We start from the raw sequence: 15,789 nt of genomic DNA on the forward strand, positions 1-15,789 counted from the left end.
GGGCAAAAAGGAGAGGAGAGAAACGGTGAAAGTCCGAATGCGATGAATCCATATGTTGCTAACCTTAGCGGTTGCGTAGCGGAATTCGGAGGTCGATCTGAGAACCTTCGCGTAGAAGTCGAACGGATACGGTTCCTGTTCTATCTCGCGCCGACGCGACCAACCCGGCCAAGTGCTTACTTAATTCTGGCTGAACTCGATCGATCTCAAGTATCAGATCACCCACTGATAAACCGGCCCGGGATGCTGGGCTGTCCGGATAGATGGATGTAACTCGGAAAGGCGGCTTTCCCGATTGAACCTTAATTCCCAATATCCATGTGGGCATTGATTGAACGCCGGGCTGCGCAACGACAGGAATCTTGTCAACCACAACCGCATTCGCTGGAATACGGGGACCTTGCAATTTTAATGGCATCCATTGATCTTCCCCGTCATGACCGACCGGCTGACGCACAAGCATGTCGATGTGCGCTCGCAGCGTTGTTTGATCGATATCAAATCGAAGGTCGAGTCCACGTAGCCAATCTAGGAATGCAAATTTCCAAGACCGAGGCGTTTTCGTTTCTGCAAAGTAGCTTGTTTCAGGCCATTGCGTTCCTGCCCAATACGAATGGTCGTCAAGATCACTCAAATTGAAGTCACCGCCGAGTGGACATCGCAGACGCGCGCCCAAAACCGTTTCCACTGAGTCACGTGACTCAGCAACAGGCAGTTGCAACCAATCGGTGACATCGTTCAAAAATTTCGCGTTGTCGGACGACGCCTTCCGCGAGGCTAGATAGGTATACGCTTGGATATAAGGTTCCACCTTTGAGTTGGCGAGCGACTTTACTCGCAAACGAACTTGGGGCGAAGAAAAAATCCGTTCCTGGCTTAGCTCGCTGATGACATCTTGTCGGAGAGAAAAATTGGTCGATGCAACCATCCAATTGTTATCGGAACTTACGGGGCTAGCGTACTTAAACACATCGCTTGATTTCAGGATTGCGAACGACATAAAGAGATTAAAAAAGCTGAAGCCAGTTGGTGGCCCCACTCGCGGTGGAATCGGTTGAGTGCGTTCTGCCGGAATAGCCCGTCGATCTTGTTGACGTTGTACTCGATTAAATGCCATCGCTAATATCCGAAGTACTTCCGTACTCGGTGGAGAGATAGCCGCATAGGAATTGCTCTTCGCATAAGTACTCCCTTTGAAACGATCGACCAATTTGATTTGACCATGTTCGAAGACATAGGGAACGTCGTCATCTCGCAGTCCCAAATAGAGAAGGTGGGAGTATGGCGATCCTTGCCCACTGCGAATCGATGTATCGAGACTCACCAAATCGTCGTTCATCGGCATCACACGCCGGTCACTGGCAGGAGCAAGATACTGGGACAACAACGCATAGTGTTGCGGAGCGTAGGGCGTGATAACGATATCCAAACCAACGTGCTGGAGTCCATCTTCATCGGACTTGCCGCGAGAGAACACGACTGTCACTGGATCGATTCTTTTCCATTCTTGGCTGTACTGCCCAATGAACTGATGATAGGAGTAGACCTCCGTCTGAGTTGCTTTTTGAGGCGGTACGTCGGGGATCGGCAAGAAGTATCCCAGGGCGCCACGCCTCGAATCCTTAAACTTTTCTTTTTCAAATATCGGATAGCTACCGTCGGGGCGGGTACCGAAACCCGATGGTAACAACTTTGATTTGATCAGCTGGTCGGTGGTGACCGCATCGATACGCTCGGCCTTGGCGATCATCAGCGCTAACTGGTATTGCTTCAGTTCTTGGGCAGCTTGTCGGCGGCGAGCCAGTTCGATGCGGTAAAGCGGGCTGATCAAGTTTCGAAAAAACGGATCCGAAAGATAGAGCATCGCTAACGGTTGCTGCTGGTTCCTGTTGCCGATTTGGTTGGTCTGGTAACGTGCGTAACGAAACTCATCGAGACCGCCAAGCGAGTCTGTTCCGTTACTCGCTTGAAAAAATCGGGCCAGCAATTGCTCCGAATTAGTGACGAGATGGAAGTCGCCATCGATCGCATAGAAAGAGCGAATGCGATGGTCGTCGGATGTTAGAAATGAGACATCGTGACCGTCGACAGTCACGCGGCGTTCTTCGGTTTCTGGAACACGCAACCGTGCTTGGTTCCGCTGGACTTTCAGGACGCTGGCGAGGTCATCGGAGTTGCGAGCATGAAATAGAATTCCGACTGCCGCACCGTCATCGAACATGGGGTCACAGCCAATGAGGGCCATGTCGTCGATCAACTTATCGAATTCGTCCGTCGCAAATTGGTCAGGCGAAAGTCCCAATTGCCCTTCGATCCTCGCTCGCGATTGATGATCAACGGTCTCGGTGGAGACGATGTCGTCCAGGCTGCCGCCCCAGCCGAGCAGAAATTGTCGAAACTGGCGATAATTCGCTAAGCTACCGGTTCTTAAGTAAAAGCACTCGGCCGGCACATGCATCGCAATGGGCTCGATCCAAGTGGCCGGTGGTGCTTGCGGGATCGCCACTCTCTGCAGGGCGGGACGCACTGGAACAGACTGGTCCGCTTTCTCAAACCGACCTGACTGGCTCAAAGCCGTGTCAGTACGCATTGCCAACTTAACGGATTCGATGCCAAAGAGCATTCCAATGCCGCGTTCAAACTGGTGCTCTAGGCTCGTTTCGTTGACGCCATCGTCGATCTTGGCGATTCGAGGCCAGGGACCGGGAAGCCGAAGACGGCGTGCCAGCATGTCCAGCAGCGATTCCTTGAGTTCCCTCTGTTCACGACCATAGCTGGTTGGGATGACGGAAAACTGCTTCCACCACTGGCGGAGCATTTCACCGTGTCGACCTCCGTCCTGAATCGGCTGGACATCCTGCTTCTCGAGCAGCGAACCTGCCGCCGTCCAGACCGACACCTGGCACGAATCCGAACCTCGCAGCAAGAACAAAGCGCGAAGCCGATCCACCATCATTGTCGGTTCGTTATCGCGTTGCTGGTACGAAAGATCAAAGCCGATGTAGTGAGCACGCTGGTCGGTCGAATCTAAGAACAGTGGCTGGTCCGGGTAAATCATGGGACCGTGCCCCGGTTCATACTTCAGCTCGACCATGCCGACAGCGAAGGGCGCTCCCAAAAAGCTCTCGACGCCGACATTCGCCAGATTGATTTCGGCCGGCCCGACGAGCATGTCTTTGACGGAGACTACGTCGTCAACTTCATCGCCCTCGTCAGCGTGCGAATCAGCGGTTGCTGTCCCTTTGACCTCGGTGGTTTCGGCTGTATGCGTCTTCGGCGTTTCGAGCCGCCTTGCCAACTCCTGAATCAGTGCGTTGTTCAGCTGATCGGGTGAAACGTGCAGGTCACTGATCGGGGCAGGTAGGACACCGTCTTCGGCAAGCGACCGTAACTTCTGATTGGTCAAGCCGTGCAGCTGTTGTTCGAGCTGTTCGTACTTGGATTTGTCCTTGGGATCATCGCCGTTCACCGACGCGACGGTGTTCACAACGTAAACGAACATGAATCCCGAGAAAAACACGAACCACAAGTTTGCGTGGCACCTAAGACGATTCATGATCGAAACTCCCAAACGCAGTGAGAAGCGGTGACATAATCAATCTATATCTAAGGATGCCAAAAAGGATCGGATCAACCGCAGAAATTTCAATTTTTCTTCTGAACTGATTGTTTGTCATCGAGCTCCATTGGTTTTCCGATCATCGCGAATTTACGCTGCAATCCGTAACAGTACTTTTGCAGGATTGTCGCTAAGGGCGCTGCTGGCGTTCTTGCTCCTCAAGCAACATGATTTCACCGTGAATACGATGCGCAATGGCTAGGTTCACCTCATCCATTCGACATGAACCATTTTTGAATCGAGCAATATGGAATTGTTCCTCTTGCTTCAGCTGATCAACGTAATCTTCGATCTTTTTCAGGCGCATATCAGATTCAGATTCAATTGCTAGCTCTGCCTCTAAGAGAGCGGCACGTACTTTCGAGACACAGCCAAAGTCATCAGCTCCAGCGATGTAGCGTCGTTGCAGCACATCGAAAGCTTTTTGAAGCGTATCACGATAAGCAACTCGGCGCTCGTGAAGTTGCTGCTTTAATCCTCGCTTCTGGCGTTCCTCAGCGGGCATTGACGACACGAGAATTGCGATCAACACGCACACCAGAACACATGGGAAATAGTGATTGATTCTCATGGCTTGCTTCCCACTATCGGAATCACGATCAAGGTCGGGTGAAGGAGACACGCTCAATAGATAGGGCGCCAAAAAGCCGTCCATCGACCGACGATTCTCTGACAATCTGTACCACGATGGTCCCGAATGAACCAGGAAAGTGCTATGTCCCTTTGCCTCCGTACCTGAATTGTTATCGGTCTAGCGCCACGGGATTGGCGGGCCTCCCAACTCGTCCTCCAGTACTTGCTGCAACTCATGTAGCTGCTGATTCGAAAGTTCCTGGATCTGGTTTTGATCGTCAACCCGCAAACCCGTCATAACTTCAAGCGACTTCTTGACGCGTACGGGTGAGCTTTGAATTGTCGGCGGGATACGCCATTCCCGGATACTTAGCCAGTAGCCGACATTGTTAACCAACCTTAAAACAGAACTCGCCGTGAGAATTTGCGAACCATCTGAACTGAATGCGACTGCAAGAAGAGGACCGCCAGACTGCATAGGCTGTCTTCGCGGCTTCAAAGTCTTCGTGTCCCACAATGATGCTTCGGTGTCTTGTACTCCACACGTGACGAAGCTCTCGCCATCAGGACTGAATGCGACCGAGATTACGGTACCGCGATGCGGAAGATCGCTTCCTATTTTCTTGCCTGTCTCGATATCCCACAAGCTTGCATACCCAGCGGAGTTTCCGGTCAACACATACCTGCAATCGGGACTGATCGCAACGGAGTTGATTCCATATGCGTCCTGGATCAAGCTCATGTGTGACTTTCGTGTCTTAATGTCCCATATCCGTACTGTATGGCTCTGATTCGTCGTCGACGCAATCAATAGACTTCCATCTTCGCTAAAAGCGACGTTACTAACACTACCATCAAGTATTATCGGCGTGCCAAGCTGCTGATTATCTTCGGCTTTCCAAAGCCGAACAGTCTTGTCCAAGGAACCCGTCGCAATCAATGTGCCATCTGGACTAAAGGCCACACTGCGCACGTCCCGTGTATGTCCTAAGAGTTCGGAAATCATTTCGCCAGTTTCAACATCCCACAATCGCGCAGCGCCATCGGTACCTCCGGTTAGCACAGTTTTGCCGTCCGGGCTAAAAATGGTATCAAGGAAATACCCCTCTTTGGGCTTCAATTCCAACAGCAATTCTCCGTTGGTCGTATCCAAAACCCGCGCAGTACGGCCAGCGGTAACTATCCTTGCGTGTTCTGGGCAAAACGCTGCTCCAGGGGGCAAATTAGAGTCTAACTTTATTGGAATGTGTCGTGAAGTGTTTTGAGTCAAGTCCCAAATTCGGGCCGACTTATCGGCACTTGCGCTCACCGCGATTCGTCCATCCGGGCTAAACCTAACATCGCGGATAACGTCTTCATGAAGCATCGGCTCGCCTAACGGCTGTCCGGTATCGAGGTCCCAAAGCTGTAATTGATTCTCCACACGACTGAGAAACTGCTTTTGAGTGGGTCCCAGCGTAAAACCGTTCATCTTTGTAGGTCCGACTCTCGACTTTAAAAGTCGACCTGTAGATACTTCGATGCGGTAAAGTCCGCCCGAAATTGAGCCAGCGAGCAATGTTCGTCCTTCGTCGACAAACACCAAACCGCAAACACTTCCGCTTAGCTGGTGTTGTTGTCCTAACGCCGCCCCTGTCGTTGTATCCCATAACCCAACCCATCCCCAAATCCCGCCGGTAGCGAGGGTAGCTCCGTCAGGGCTAAATGCGATATCTGAGACGATATCGTCTGGATGCCGAAGAGGATCCCCAATCGGCTTTCCCGAACTCACATTCCATAGTCGTGCGGTGTTATCACGGCTTCCGGTTGCGAGTTTACTCGAGTCTGGACTGAAGGCCACACAGTGAATTGATTCCTCATGAAGCATTGGTGTGCCGACCTCGTCCCCAGTCGCCGTCTCCCAAATCCTGGCGATACCGTTATCCCCCGCAGTAACAAACATTTCGCCGTCTGAGCTGAACATTATCTGTCTAACACGCGCCCCATGCACTACTTGTCGTATAAGACTACCATTCACCGTGTCCCAAAGACTAGCGACTTCGTCGCATGACGCTGTCAGTATCATGTTTCCATCGGGATGAAACACTGCCGAAAACACGCTGTTATCGTGAATGAATGGCCCGCACAAGGGCATGCCAGTGTGAGCATCCCTCAACTTCAAAGTCCGATCTTGGGATCCAGTTGCAATAATTTCTCCGTTTGGACTGATGCAAACGCAGTGCACCTCGCCGCTGTGCCGAAGCGGTTGGCCGAAGTTACTACTCCACCAACCGATTAACTTATGTGCGATCGCAAACTCGGGGTCTGTTGAATTTACACTTTGAGTCGCTTGGAACAGCCGAATCAGGCCGCGTGAAATTTCGCCCGATAATAAATCTGAAACTCCCTTATCGATGTAATTACGACTGACTTCCCGCTGCAAGTCCAGTAAAGCTCGATCCTTGAGACGGACCAGTTCTGTCTGTGCGGCCAGTGAATTAGCCAGTCGCTCACCGCGTTGATTCGCAATGATTGCTAATGTGCTGGAAATCGCAGTGCCGAGCACTAACGACATAATGATTGCGAAAGAAAGCAACGCTACTGCCGAGTTGCGTCTACACCACCGCCATGCCCGCGCCGGGTGGCTGATCGGTCGGGCAACAACAGGCCAGCCTTCGAGAAATCGCTGCAAGTCGTCTGCCAACAATTGTGCTGTGCCGTATCGATTGTGAGGTTCTTTCTCCAGGCATTTCAGGCAGATCGTTTCTAGATCTTGCGGAACGCTGGGGTTGAGTTTTCGCGGTGATAGGGGCTCATTTTGAAGCACCTGCATAATCGTATGTGTCGGTGTTTCTCCGACGAAGGGAGCACGACTCGTCAGTAGTGCGTAGAGCACGGCGCCAAGTGAATAGACATCGGCCGATGGCCCCACCAAACGTGACTTTCCAGAGGCCTGCTCTGGAGACATGTAGCCGGCTGTGCCGAGAATCTGACCACTTTCGGTCATCGCGTGTGCCTGGGACTCGTCGTCGACGTGAACGCGTTTCGCAAGTCCAAAGTCAGTGATTTTTGGTTCACCGTGAACGGTTAACAGAATGTTTGCTGGCTTCAGGTCACGATGAACGATTCCTTTTAGGTGAGCGTAGTGCATCGCCTCCGCTAATTGACGGCCAAGCTTCGCCGCATGTTTTGCTGGCACTGGCTTATCTCGATGCAACTGAGACAGATTACCGCCTTCGACATAGTCCATCGTGTAGAAGTGATGCCCGTCGTGGACGCCTACCTCATGAACTGAAACGATTCCTGGGTGCGATAGCTTCGCTGCTGCTTTGGCTTCGGCTTCGAATCGCTGCACGTCCAATGAGTTCGCTAATTCGCCGGATCGAATCATCTTCAGGGCGACGATCCGACTCAATTTCTTCTGTCGAGCTTTGTAGACAACCCCCATGCCTCCAGCCCCAAGTTCCTCCAGAATCTCGTATTCGCCAAAGTATCGCACAACTTGCTTGGAAGCTGACTGCATTGGTCGAGGCGTTTCAATGATTGTAGGTCCAAGAATGGTATCCTGCGGTGTGGAACCGTCCTCGGCATGGAACAACCTCGCGTCCGAAAAGTATTCTTTGAGCTCCGCCGCAAAATCGGGGTATTGAAGGACGAAGACGCTCTGATCGGGAGGTCCATCGGTATCGGACAAGCGATAGTACTCAGCGATGATTGCATCAAGTTGACGTTCGCGTTCGTCACCGTCTGGTTTCGTGCTTGGCATCGTTACGCTTCCTCTCGCAAATGCTCACGTAGCTTTTTCAAACCTCGCCGCAGCAATCCAGCCACGGCTTCTTGGGTCCTGCCGAGGTGCTGAGCAATTTCTGCGACTGACCAATTATGGATGTGCTTTAGAACGACGGCTGACTGCTCGTCGTCGAGCAGTCGCAGCAATGCTACAGCCAATTGCTCCGAACGTTCCTGCTTGATCAGCTTCATACAGGGAGAGGTTTGGTCGCCAACCAACTGATGATGGAATCGAGCGGACGACTTTTCCATCTGATCCTGCAGAGAAACCTCACGTCCAGCGGCACGTTTGTGGGTCCTGTAGCGTCTTGCCACAGTGAGCAAGTTGCGGGTCAGAATCGTTTTCAGCCAAGCTCGCAACTCCGCATCTGTCTTGCCGCGAAAGTCCGCAAGTCCAAGGTGTGCATCCAGCATGGTCTGTTGCACGATATCCGACGATCCTTGCTTGACGCGCAAACGTGGATTCAACTGAAGATCAGCGAGCAGCTTCAGGTAGCCGCGGTACTGCTCCAGGTTCGGCGCAGCGTCATCATCGGTACTGACGGTCATGTCCGTTTGCTGCTTATGGACGAGACAGGGGAGAGAACCATCGGAACAATTGTTCAGCACGGATGAACTCCAGGCTGATAAAGATGAAGTCACACAACCCAACCAGCCCCTATGTGTATTAGAGGACTTCCAGGAGCGGATGGAGCGCGCATTTTTTCAATTTCGTTCCCTTTTGATGAACTTGAGTGAATGCTGATTTCATCGTAATACCCAGATCGCCAAATCGTTTGATGGACAAGTCCGGATTCTGGCAGATGCAAATGTGATGGTCAGTTGGTCACCGCCGCCGTGCCGGAACTCCGCTCCGATCCGGTCTACTATTGTCGCTCGGCTTTCCAAGCCGTTGGCGTGCTTCAAGTTTGATCGTCAAAGCGAGAGTCGCTCCGTAAGCCGGATCAAGTTGCGTTCGACGACCAGATCCGGCAGATGCAAATGTGATGGTCAGTTGGTCACCGCCGCCGTGCCGGAACTCCGCTCCGATCCGGTCTACTATTGTCGCTCGGCTTTCCAAGCCGTTGGCGTGCTTCAAGTTTGATCGTCAAAGCGAGAGTCGCTCCTTAAGCCGGATCAAGTTGCGTTCGACGACGCAAATCCGGCAGATGCAAATGTGATGGTCAGTTCGTTCCCGCCGCGATGCCGGAACTCCGCTCCACGACGGTCCGATCTACTTTACGACCACCAACTTTCGGTCAAATCTCTCGCCCCGCATCAGTACTCTGCAACGGCTGACTCGTAGGCTGGCAGTGCCTCGTTGATGAACAATGACATCGTCGCGCCAAAACGTGAATTGATTTCGAGCAACTTGATGCCATCACCGTGGGGCTTATAGTCGAGACAGCAGACGCCTTCGTAATCGATCGCTCGCAACATCTCTGCGAACAAGCCAAGGTACGGAGAATGCTCGAGCGTTTCACGTTTCATCGCCTTGCAATTCCGACCTTTTACGTAAGCTCCCGGTGGAAAGAAATACTTGCATGTGCGGCTGAATACAACGCGTCCCTTCGTCATGATCACATGAGTGGCATACTCTTCGTGCCCGTCGATGTGCTCCTGTGTGAAATGCGTTTCCGCATCCAAAAGCGACTGAAATTGACGTTCCTCGTCTGAGTTATGAATGATGAAGGTACCGTCGCCGAATCCAGAGACTCGCTTCTTCAAAACATACGGATAATCAAACCGCCCTCCTGTCGCTGGCATGTGCTCGCCGAACCCAAGCTGGGTCAGTCGCTGAATCAAAGCCGGTTTGTCTTCGCATAAGTCGATCACATCGGTGGTCGGCACGATCGCCTTTTTCCCATGTAGCGATCGGTGGTGCAGGTTGAAATACTTTTCGTCGCGAATCGTCAGCGGAAAGAGCAAATCAAACCGCCGGAAATCGACCTCGGAAAAGTCGTAGCAGAACGGGACGTAACTTGTAAGCGTCTCGACGATGGCCTGGTTCCAATCGTCTTTGCGTGAAAAGAGCACCGACCGTTTTCGCAGTAATCGGCAGGTCGCCAGTCGCCATTTGTCGCTCCATTTCATCTAACCACGATAGCAAGAAAAAACGTTTCGCTAAACATCCTGAACACGGGATCTTTAGCAAGATCCACTACGCCAACAATTCTTTGACGACGTGATGCTCTTCGACGCCGGTCAGTTTGACGTTTAGGCCGCGAAAATTGACGCTGAGCCGTTGATGATCCAGACCTAGGCAGTGCAGGATCGTGGCTTGGATGTCATGCACATGCACGGGCCGCTCGGTGATGTTGAATCCGAGTTCGTCGGTCGCGCCGAGTGTGATTCCTGGTTTGATTCCGCCGCCGGAAAACCACATCGTGAACGCTTGCGGATGATGGTCGCGTCCCATGCTGCGTCCCAACGCGGCACTCGATTCGACCATCGGTGTTCGGCCAAACTCGCCGCCCCAGACGACCAACGTTTCGTCCAGCAATCCTCGCTGCTTCAAATCCTTGATCAACGCGGCACAGCCCTGATCGGTCGCGGCACATTGCGACTTCAAACCGCCGGCGACGTTGCTGTGGTGGTCCCATCCCGAGTGGTAAACCTGGATAAAACGCACTCCTCGCTCTGCCAAACGGCGAGCGAGTAGGCAGTTGTTGGCAAACGACTTGGACGCATTACCCGGATCGGCACCATACATCGCAAGCGTCTCAGCCGACTCGCTATCAAAATCCATCAACTCAGGAGCCCGCGTTTGCATTCGATATGCCATCTCGTACGAGCGAATCCGGGTTTCAATCTCAGGATCAAACACCACTGATTGGCGTTTCTGATTCATCTTGCGAATCAAATCAAGCGAGTCACGCTGAGCTTGCGTGTCGAAACCGGTCGGATTGGCAACGTTTAAAATCGGATCGCCCGACTCACGAAAGGGAACGCCCTGATGCGAACCGGGCAAGAAACCGCTGCCCCACATCGCCGCCCCGCCACTCAGGTTGCCGCCACTTTTTAGAACCACAAACGAAGGCAGATCGTTCGCCTCGCTGCCAAGCCCATAGCTCAACCAAGCCCCCATGCTCGGTCGACCCGGCAACTGATTTCCGGTATTGAACAACAATTGGGCGGGTGCGTGATTGAACAGATCGGTCGTGCAAGATTTCACGAACGAAATATCGTCGACGACTTTGGACAGATAGGGCAAGCGATCCGATAGCTCGGCTCCACTTTCACCATACTTGGCAAACGGGAACTGTGGCCCCAGCACCGCCGCATCGGGCTGGATAAACGCGTAACGTTGGTTACCGATTACCGACGGTGGGATCGGCTGGCCGGCGAGTTCGGCCAGTTTGGGTTTGTTGTCAAACAAATCAAGTTGGCTGGGTGCTCCGGCCATGAACAAAAAGATCACCCGTTTTGCTTTGGCAGGGAAGTGAGTCGGACGCACGGAACTCGGTTGCGACGCGTCATCTTGCCCAGCCAGAGCATGCTTCGCCCCGCCAGCGATCAGCGACGCCAGTGCCATTTTGCCAAGGCCGACACCACAATCTTGAAAAAAGTGGCGGCGGGTTGGATCGGGTTGTGAGTGAGGATTCATTGCTTTCACCAAGGGACGCTAAGCGGTGCAGTGGCTCGAAAAAAGATCGATCGATTGATTGATCGAGCGTTCGGTCAGGGGCGAGTAACGGCTTCGTCTAAGTTCATGATCACACGAGCGACCATCGACCACGCCGCGAAGTCGGCGGTGGCGCTTTTGTCGTTGCCAATCTCCGCAGCAGCAAGATCTCCGGAAACCAGCCGTTGCTTTTGAGCGTCGAAGTATGCCGTTAACATCTCCACTTCGTCGGCCGTGGGAGGCCGCGTCAGAATTCGGCGGAACATCGACGTCGCGATATCCGCAGGCGAATCATTTGCATCTTCATCGGCCTGTTTTGCTAACGTCTGTTTCGCCAAAGCCTGTTTTGCCAAAGCTCGGGCCATCTCAAAATACATTTCGTCATTTAACACCGTCAGCGCTTGCAGCGGCGTGTTGCTGCGGTTTCGCTGCGGGATGCACTCTTCGCCGGTTGGGGCATCAAACACGGTGTAGGCGGCAAATGCCGAAGTCCGCTTTTTGAACGTATAGATCGAGCGGCGATAGCGATCGGCGTCCTTGGCGGTGTTCCATTTAAAATTGCCATACGCCAACTCCGTCACACTCGGAGGCTGCGGCGGAAACACGCCTGGGCCGTACATTTTCTCCGTCAGCAATCCTGATCCCCGGAGCATGATATCGCGAACCGTTTCGCCATTGACGCGGTAGCGTGCACCGCGGGCGAGCAGTCGATTATCGGGATCCATTTGGACAAGTTCGGCTGTCCCTTTGGAATCTTGACGATAGGTCGCGCTCATCACGATCGTCTTATGCAGTTGTTTGATCGACCAACCGTTGTCGATCAATTCGACGCTCAACCAATCGAGCAATTCAGGATGCGTCGGCGGTTCGGACTGGACGCCAAAGTCATCGTTGGACCGCACTAAGCCAGCACCGAACAGTGACCGCCAAGCACGGTTCACGGTCACCCGTGCGATCAAGGGATTGGCGTCACTGACTAGCCAGCGGGCCATCTCAAGTCGATTTTCCGGCGAACGCCCCTCGTCTTCAACGAACACGCTCAGCATCCCCGGACCCACTTGCTCCTTCGGACTAAGGTACTCACCACGATGATGTCGAAAAGTGGGCCGAGGATGATCGGCCGGCCGCTCTTGCATCACTAACGTGGTCGTCAGCTCTGGCAGCTTCGCTCGCAATGCATCGATCGGTTTGCGTGCCTCGGCCAATAGCGGAGTTGTTCGCAGAAACTCGCGTCGCAATATTTCGCTTTGTCCTTTGTTTTCGTCTGATGAGGCGAGAATCGTCTCAGCGGCCTCGGACAGTTGGCTCGCGACCGACCCCGGCTTTTGGGTGATTGCAAAGCGAAAACGCCCAAGACTCGCGACGTAATGACGTTCAAACAGCAACTTGATGCGAAGGTTGCCAGGCGTTTCAATCGGCTGCTGCAGATTCATCACCAAATGCAACCGTTCGCCTTTGTGATTACCGGGTTGCCAGCCAGTCGATCCATCGCCATCAAAAACGTTATCGGGACGGACCTTGGGATTGCCGTCGTTGGTGGTGTGGTAGTTGTGCGAGACCTCGCCAAAACTCAACGAGGCATCGCCGAGCGTCGCATTTAATTCGCTCACAAAGAAATCGCCTTTGCGGCCTTCGTAGAACGCCAGCCCGGGACCACGCTCGGGCAGCCGATCGTCGGGCAATGCTTCGAGCCGAATGGCCGTGATCGGCAAATCGCTTTGCTGAATCGTAAACGTCAACTCGTACTGGTCACGCTTGGTGGTGTCGCCGCTGGCAAAGACGCTGCCGTCATCGAGTGGTTCGAGCCGTGGCAAGTTGGATTTCATCTCCGTCGGCGTGATCACTTCCCATGGCGTCGCGACCGCTTCTTGACTGCGAATCCATTTTGCGAATTCACTTTCGAAAGTCACCGATTCATCTTCGCCGACCGGAAAGGAGTTCGCCAACTGAGATTCGAGCCGCTCGATTTGATCCAGCGTTTCGCTTCGCTGTTGCTCCACTGTGGGATCAGGGATCGCAAAGTCGGGTTCGTCGGCATTGTTCAACAGCGCCATCAACCGAAAGTAATCGGTGTGCGTGATCGGATCGAACTTATGCGTATGGCACTGCGCACAACCCGTGGTCAAACCGAGCCAGACGATGCCGGTCGTTGCGACGCGATCGACCATCGCGAGGTAACGATACTCAAGCGGATCGATACCGCCTTCTTCATTGAGCATCGTGTTGCGATGAAATCCGGTCGCGATCAAATCATCGGGACTTTTGCCAGGCAACAAATCGCCAGCTAACTGTTTGATCGAAAACTGATCGTAGGGCATGTCTTCGTTGAGCGCCCGGATCACCCAATCTCGATAGGGCCAAATCGACCGCTCACGATCTTTCTCGTAGCCATTGGTGTCGGCGTAACGAGCGAGATCCAGCCAAGGCAGAGCCCAGTGTTCACCATAGCGAGGCGATTGCAGAAGTTCGTCGACCAGTGCTTCATAAGCATGCGGATCGCTGGAGGCCACAAACGCATCGGCTTGCTGCGGCGTTGGCGGTAGTCCGATCAAATCGATGTACAACCGACGCACCAACGTCATCCGGTCAGCTTCGGGCGAGGGCGAAAGTCCTTCACCGTCCAGACGGTCCAGCACAAAGGCGTCGATCGCGTTTCTGGCCCAGTCGGATTGCGAAACGGTCGGCACAGGCGGCCGCGCCGGCGGGGTGAAGGCCCAGTGTTTATCGTACTTCGCTCCGCTTTGCACCCAATCGCGAAGCAGTTTTTTCTGTTCGGGTTTGAGCGTCCCTGCGTGCGGAGGCGGCATGACCTCATCTTCGTCGGCAGAGAACAGCCGCCGCACCAGTTCGCTCGCGTCCGGATCGCCTGGTTCGATCACTCCATGTTCGATCGCAGCTTCGTCGACGTCGAGCCGCAGATCGGCTTCGCGATGCGATTCGTCGGGGCCGTGACAAGCAAAACACTGCGACGCCAACACGGGACGAACATCTCGATTGAACGAGATTTCATCGTCGGCGTTCAGACGGGCGAGGGCACCAACGACGCTGCAAATGAGAGCAAGCAGGACGCGGTGAACAAGGTGGGGGGAGGGGTGGGACTTCATGGATGTATCATAGTCGATGGCAAACGCTTCGTCGCGTGTTGACGATTGCGGCCGCTCGCCAGCAGGCGGGGCGATTTGGTATCCTTGCAGTTACCTTCAAAGTGTCACTCCATTTTACCTACATTCTGTTGAGCTTTCGCATTGTCTACTACGGAATCCACGCCCCAAGTGATTGACGAAGATCCTGGATTGGTTGTTGGCGGCCATCAACTGAAGAGCCGTCTGATCGTGGGGACCGGTCGCTATGACTCGATGCCGCAAATGCGGGACTCGCTTCTTGCCTCGGGCAGTGATTGTGTGACGGTCGCGGTCCGTCGCGAGCGGCTGTATGACCGGATGGGGCAAAATATCCTCGATTTCCTCGACCTGGATCGATACATTTTGCTGCCCAATACGGCGGGTTGCTACACTGCCAAGGACGCGATCCGAGCCGCGAAACTCGGCCGCGAAATCCTGCGTTCACTCAATAACGCCGGCGCCGATTGGGTCAAATTGGAAGTGCTTGGCGATAGCAAAACGCTGTTGCCGGATCCATCGGAAACGCTGGCCGCGTGTGAGGAACTGAGCAAAGAGGGATTCAAAGTCCTCTGTTACACCAGCGATTGTCCAGTCACGGCCCAGCGTCTGAAAGCCGTCGGAGCCGCCAGCGTGATGCCGGCGGGCAGTCCGATCGGCAGTGGCCAGGGGCTGCTGAATCCCAACAACCTGCGGATCATCCTGGAGTATTTGAAGGAAGACGATCCCGATTATCCCGTCATCATCGATGCGGGCGTGGGCACCGCCAGCGACGTCAGCGAAGCGTTCGAGCTGGGGGCCGACGGCGTGTTGTTGAACACGGCCATCGCGCATGCACGTGATCCGATCCGGATGGCACGAGCGATGAAGCATGCGTCGATCGCGGGCCGTGACGCGTATTTGGCTGGTCGTATTCCTAAGCGACTTTACGGTACCGCCAGCAGTCCCGAAGAGGGTGTCATCAGCACACGCCCCTACGGATCCGCGCCGTTGAGCGGCCAGTAAGCGGAAACGCCGTCTTGCGTAGGCCGGCAACGCATTCACCCTCCCGTGTGCGGGAGGGGCGGACGCGTTAGCGGCCGGGGAGGGCTGGTTGCACTGTGTTT

The 15,789-nt window shown here is 53.9% G+C and carries 9 protein-coding genes; 2 read left to right on the plus strand and 7 right to left on the minus strand.

Features of this window, described 5'->3' with window-relative positions; all coding sequences use genetic code 11:
* Positions 1-64 precede the first annotated feature (64 nt).
* The 7 genes from SH528x_RS09055 to SH528x_RS09085 form a co-directional block, all read right to left on the minus strand.
* Positions 65-3,556: a PDZ domain-containing protein gene (locus tag SH528x_RS09055; RefSeq protein ID WP_442510202.1), complete on the minus strand. Its 3,492-nt coding sequence runs from the start codon at positions 3,554-3,556 to the stop codon at positions 65-67.
* Positions 3,557-3,749: 193 nt separating this feature from the next.
* Positions 3,750-4,274, minus strand: a complete 525-nt coding sequence (locus SH528x_RS09060; RefSeq protein ID WP_442510203.1) for a hypothetical protein — start codon at positions 4,272-4,274, stop codon at positions 3,750-3,752.
* Between the two features lie 96 nt (positions 4,275-4,370).
* On the minus strand, positions 4,371-7,937 hold the full coding sequence (locus SH528x_RS09065; RefSeq protein WP_442510204.1) for a protein kinase domain-containing protein: 3,567 nt from the start codon (positions 7,935-7,937) through the stop codon (positions 4,371-4,373).
* A gap of 2 nt (positions 7,938-7,939) precedes the next feature.
* Complete coding sequence (locus tag SH528x_RS09070) at positions 7,940-8,569, minus strand: sigma-70 family RNA polymerase sigma factor (protein WP_442510205.1); 630 nt, start codon at positions 8,567-8,569, stop codon at positions 7,940-7,942.
* A 648-nt stretch (positions 8,570-9,217) separates the two neighbouring features.
* Positions 9,218-10,033: a hypothetical protein gene (locus tag SH528x_RS09075; protein WP_442510206.1), complete on the minus strand. Its 816-nt coding sequence runs from the start codon at positions 10,031-10,033 to the stop codon at positions 9,218-9,220.
* 67 nt (positions 10,034-10,100) lie between these two features.
* Complete coding sequence (locus tag SH528x_RS09080) at positions 10,101-11,546, minus strand: DUF1501 domain-containing protein (RefSeq protein ID WP_442510207.1); 1,446 nt, start codon at positions 11,544-11,546, stop codon at positions 10,101-10,103.
* A gap of 74 nt (positions 11,547-11,620) precedes the next feature.
* Positions 11,621-14,668, minus strand: coding sequence for a PSD1 and planctomycete cytochrome C domain-containing protein (locus SH528x_RS09085; protein WP_442510208.1), 3,048 nt, complete (start codon positions 14,666-14,668; stop codon positions 11,621-11,623).
* 2 nt (positions 14,669-14,670) lie between these two features.
* Here SH528x_RS09085 and SH528x_RS09090 point away from each other — a divergent pair, with 2 nt between their 5' ends.
* Together SH528x_RS09090 and SH528x_RS09095 are read left to right on the plus strand one after the other, a co-directional pair.
* Positions 14,671-14,844 carry a hypothetical protein gene (locus SH528x_RS09090; protein WP_442510209.1) on the plus strand — a complete coding sequence of 58 codons (174 nt, stop codon included), beginning with the start codon at positions 14,671-14,673 and terminating at the stop codon, positions 14,842-14,844.
* Positions 14,810-15,688 (plus strand): thiazole synthase, encoded by an 879-nt coding sequence (locus SH528x_RS09095; RefSeq protein WP_442510210.1) that lies wholly within the window; start codon positions 14,810-14,812, stop codon positions 15,686-15,688. Before SH528x_RS09090 ends, SH528x_RS09095 begins: the two co-directional genes overlap by 35 nt.
* Positions 15,689-15,789: the final 101 nt, after the last annotated feature.

Source organism: Novipirellula methanifontis (assembly GCF_052161655.1).
Lineage (GTDB): Bacteria > Planctomycetota > Planctomycetia > Pirellulales > Pirellulaceae > Novipirellula.

Excerpts from the sequence above, each read along its gene's own strand:
- SH528x_RS09090 (WP_442510209.1), top strand. The coding sequence starts at position 14,671 with ATGTATCATAGTCGATGGCAAACGCTTCGTCGCGTGTTGACGATTGCG.
- SH528x_RS09075 (WP_442510206.1), bottom strand. The coding sequence starts at position 10,033 with ATGAAATGGAGCGACAAATGGCGACTGGCGACCTGCCGATTACTGCGA.
- SH528x_RS09060 (WP_442510203.1), bottom strand. The coding sequence starts at position 4,274 with ATGGACGGCTTTTTGGCGCCCTATCTATTGAGCGTGTCTCCTTCACCC.
- SH528x_RS09085 (WP_442510208.1), bottom strand. The coding sequence starts at position 14,668 with ATGAAGTCCCACCCCTCCCCCCACCTTGTTCACCGCGTCCTGCTTGCT.
- SH528x_RS09065 (WP_442510204.1), bottom strand. The coding sequence starts at position 7,937 with ATGCCAAGCACGAAACCAGACGGTGACGAACGCGAACGTCAACTTGAT.
- SH528x_RS09055 (WP_442510202.1), bottom strand. The coding sequence starts at position 3,556 with ATGAATCGTCTTAGGTGCCACGCAAACTTGTGGTTCGTGTTTTTCTCG.
- SH528x_RS09080 (WP_442510207.1), bottom strand. The coding sequence starts at position 11,546 with ATGAATCCTCACTCACAACCCGATCCAACCCGCCGCCACTTTTTTCAA.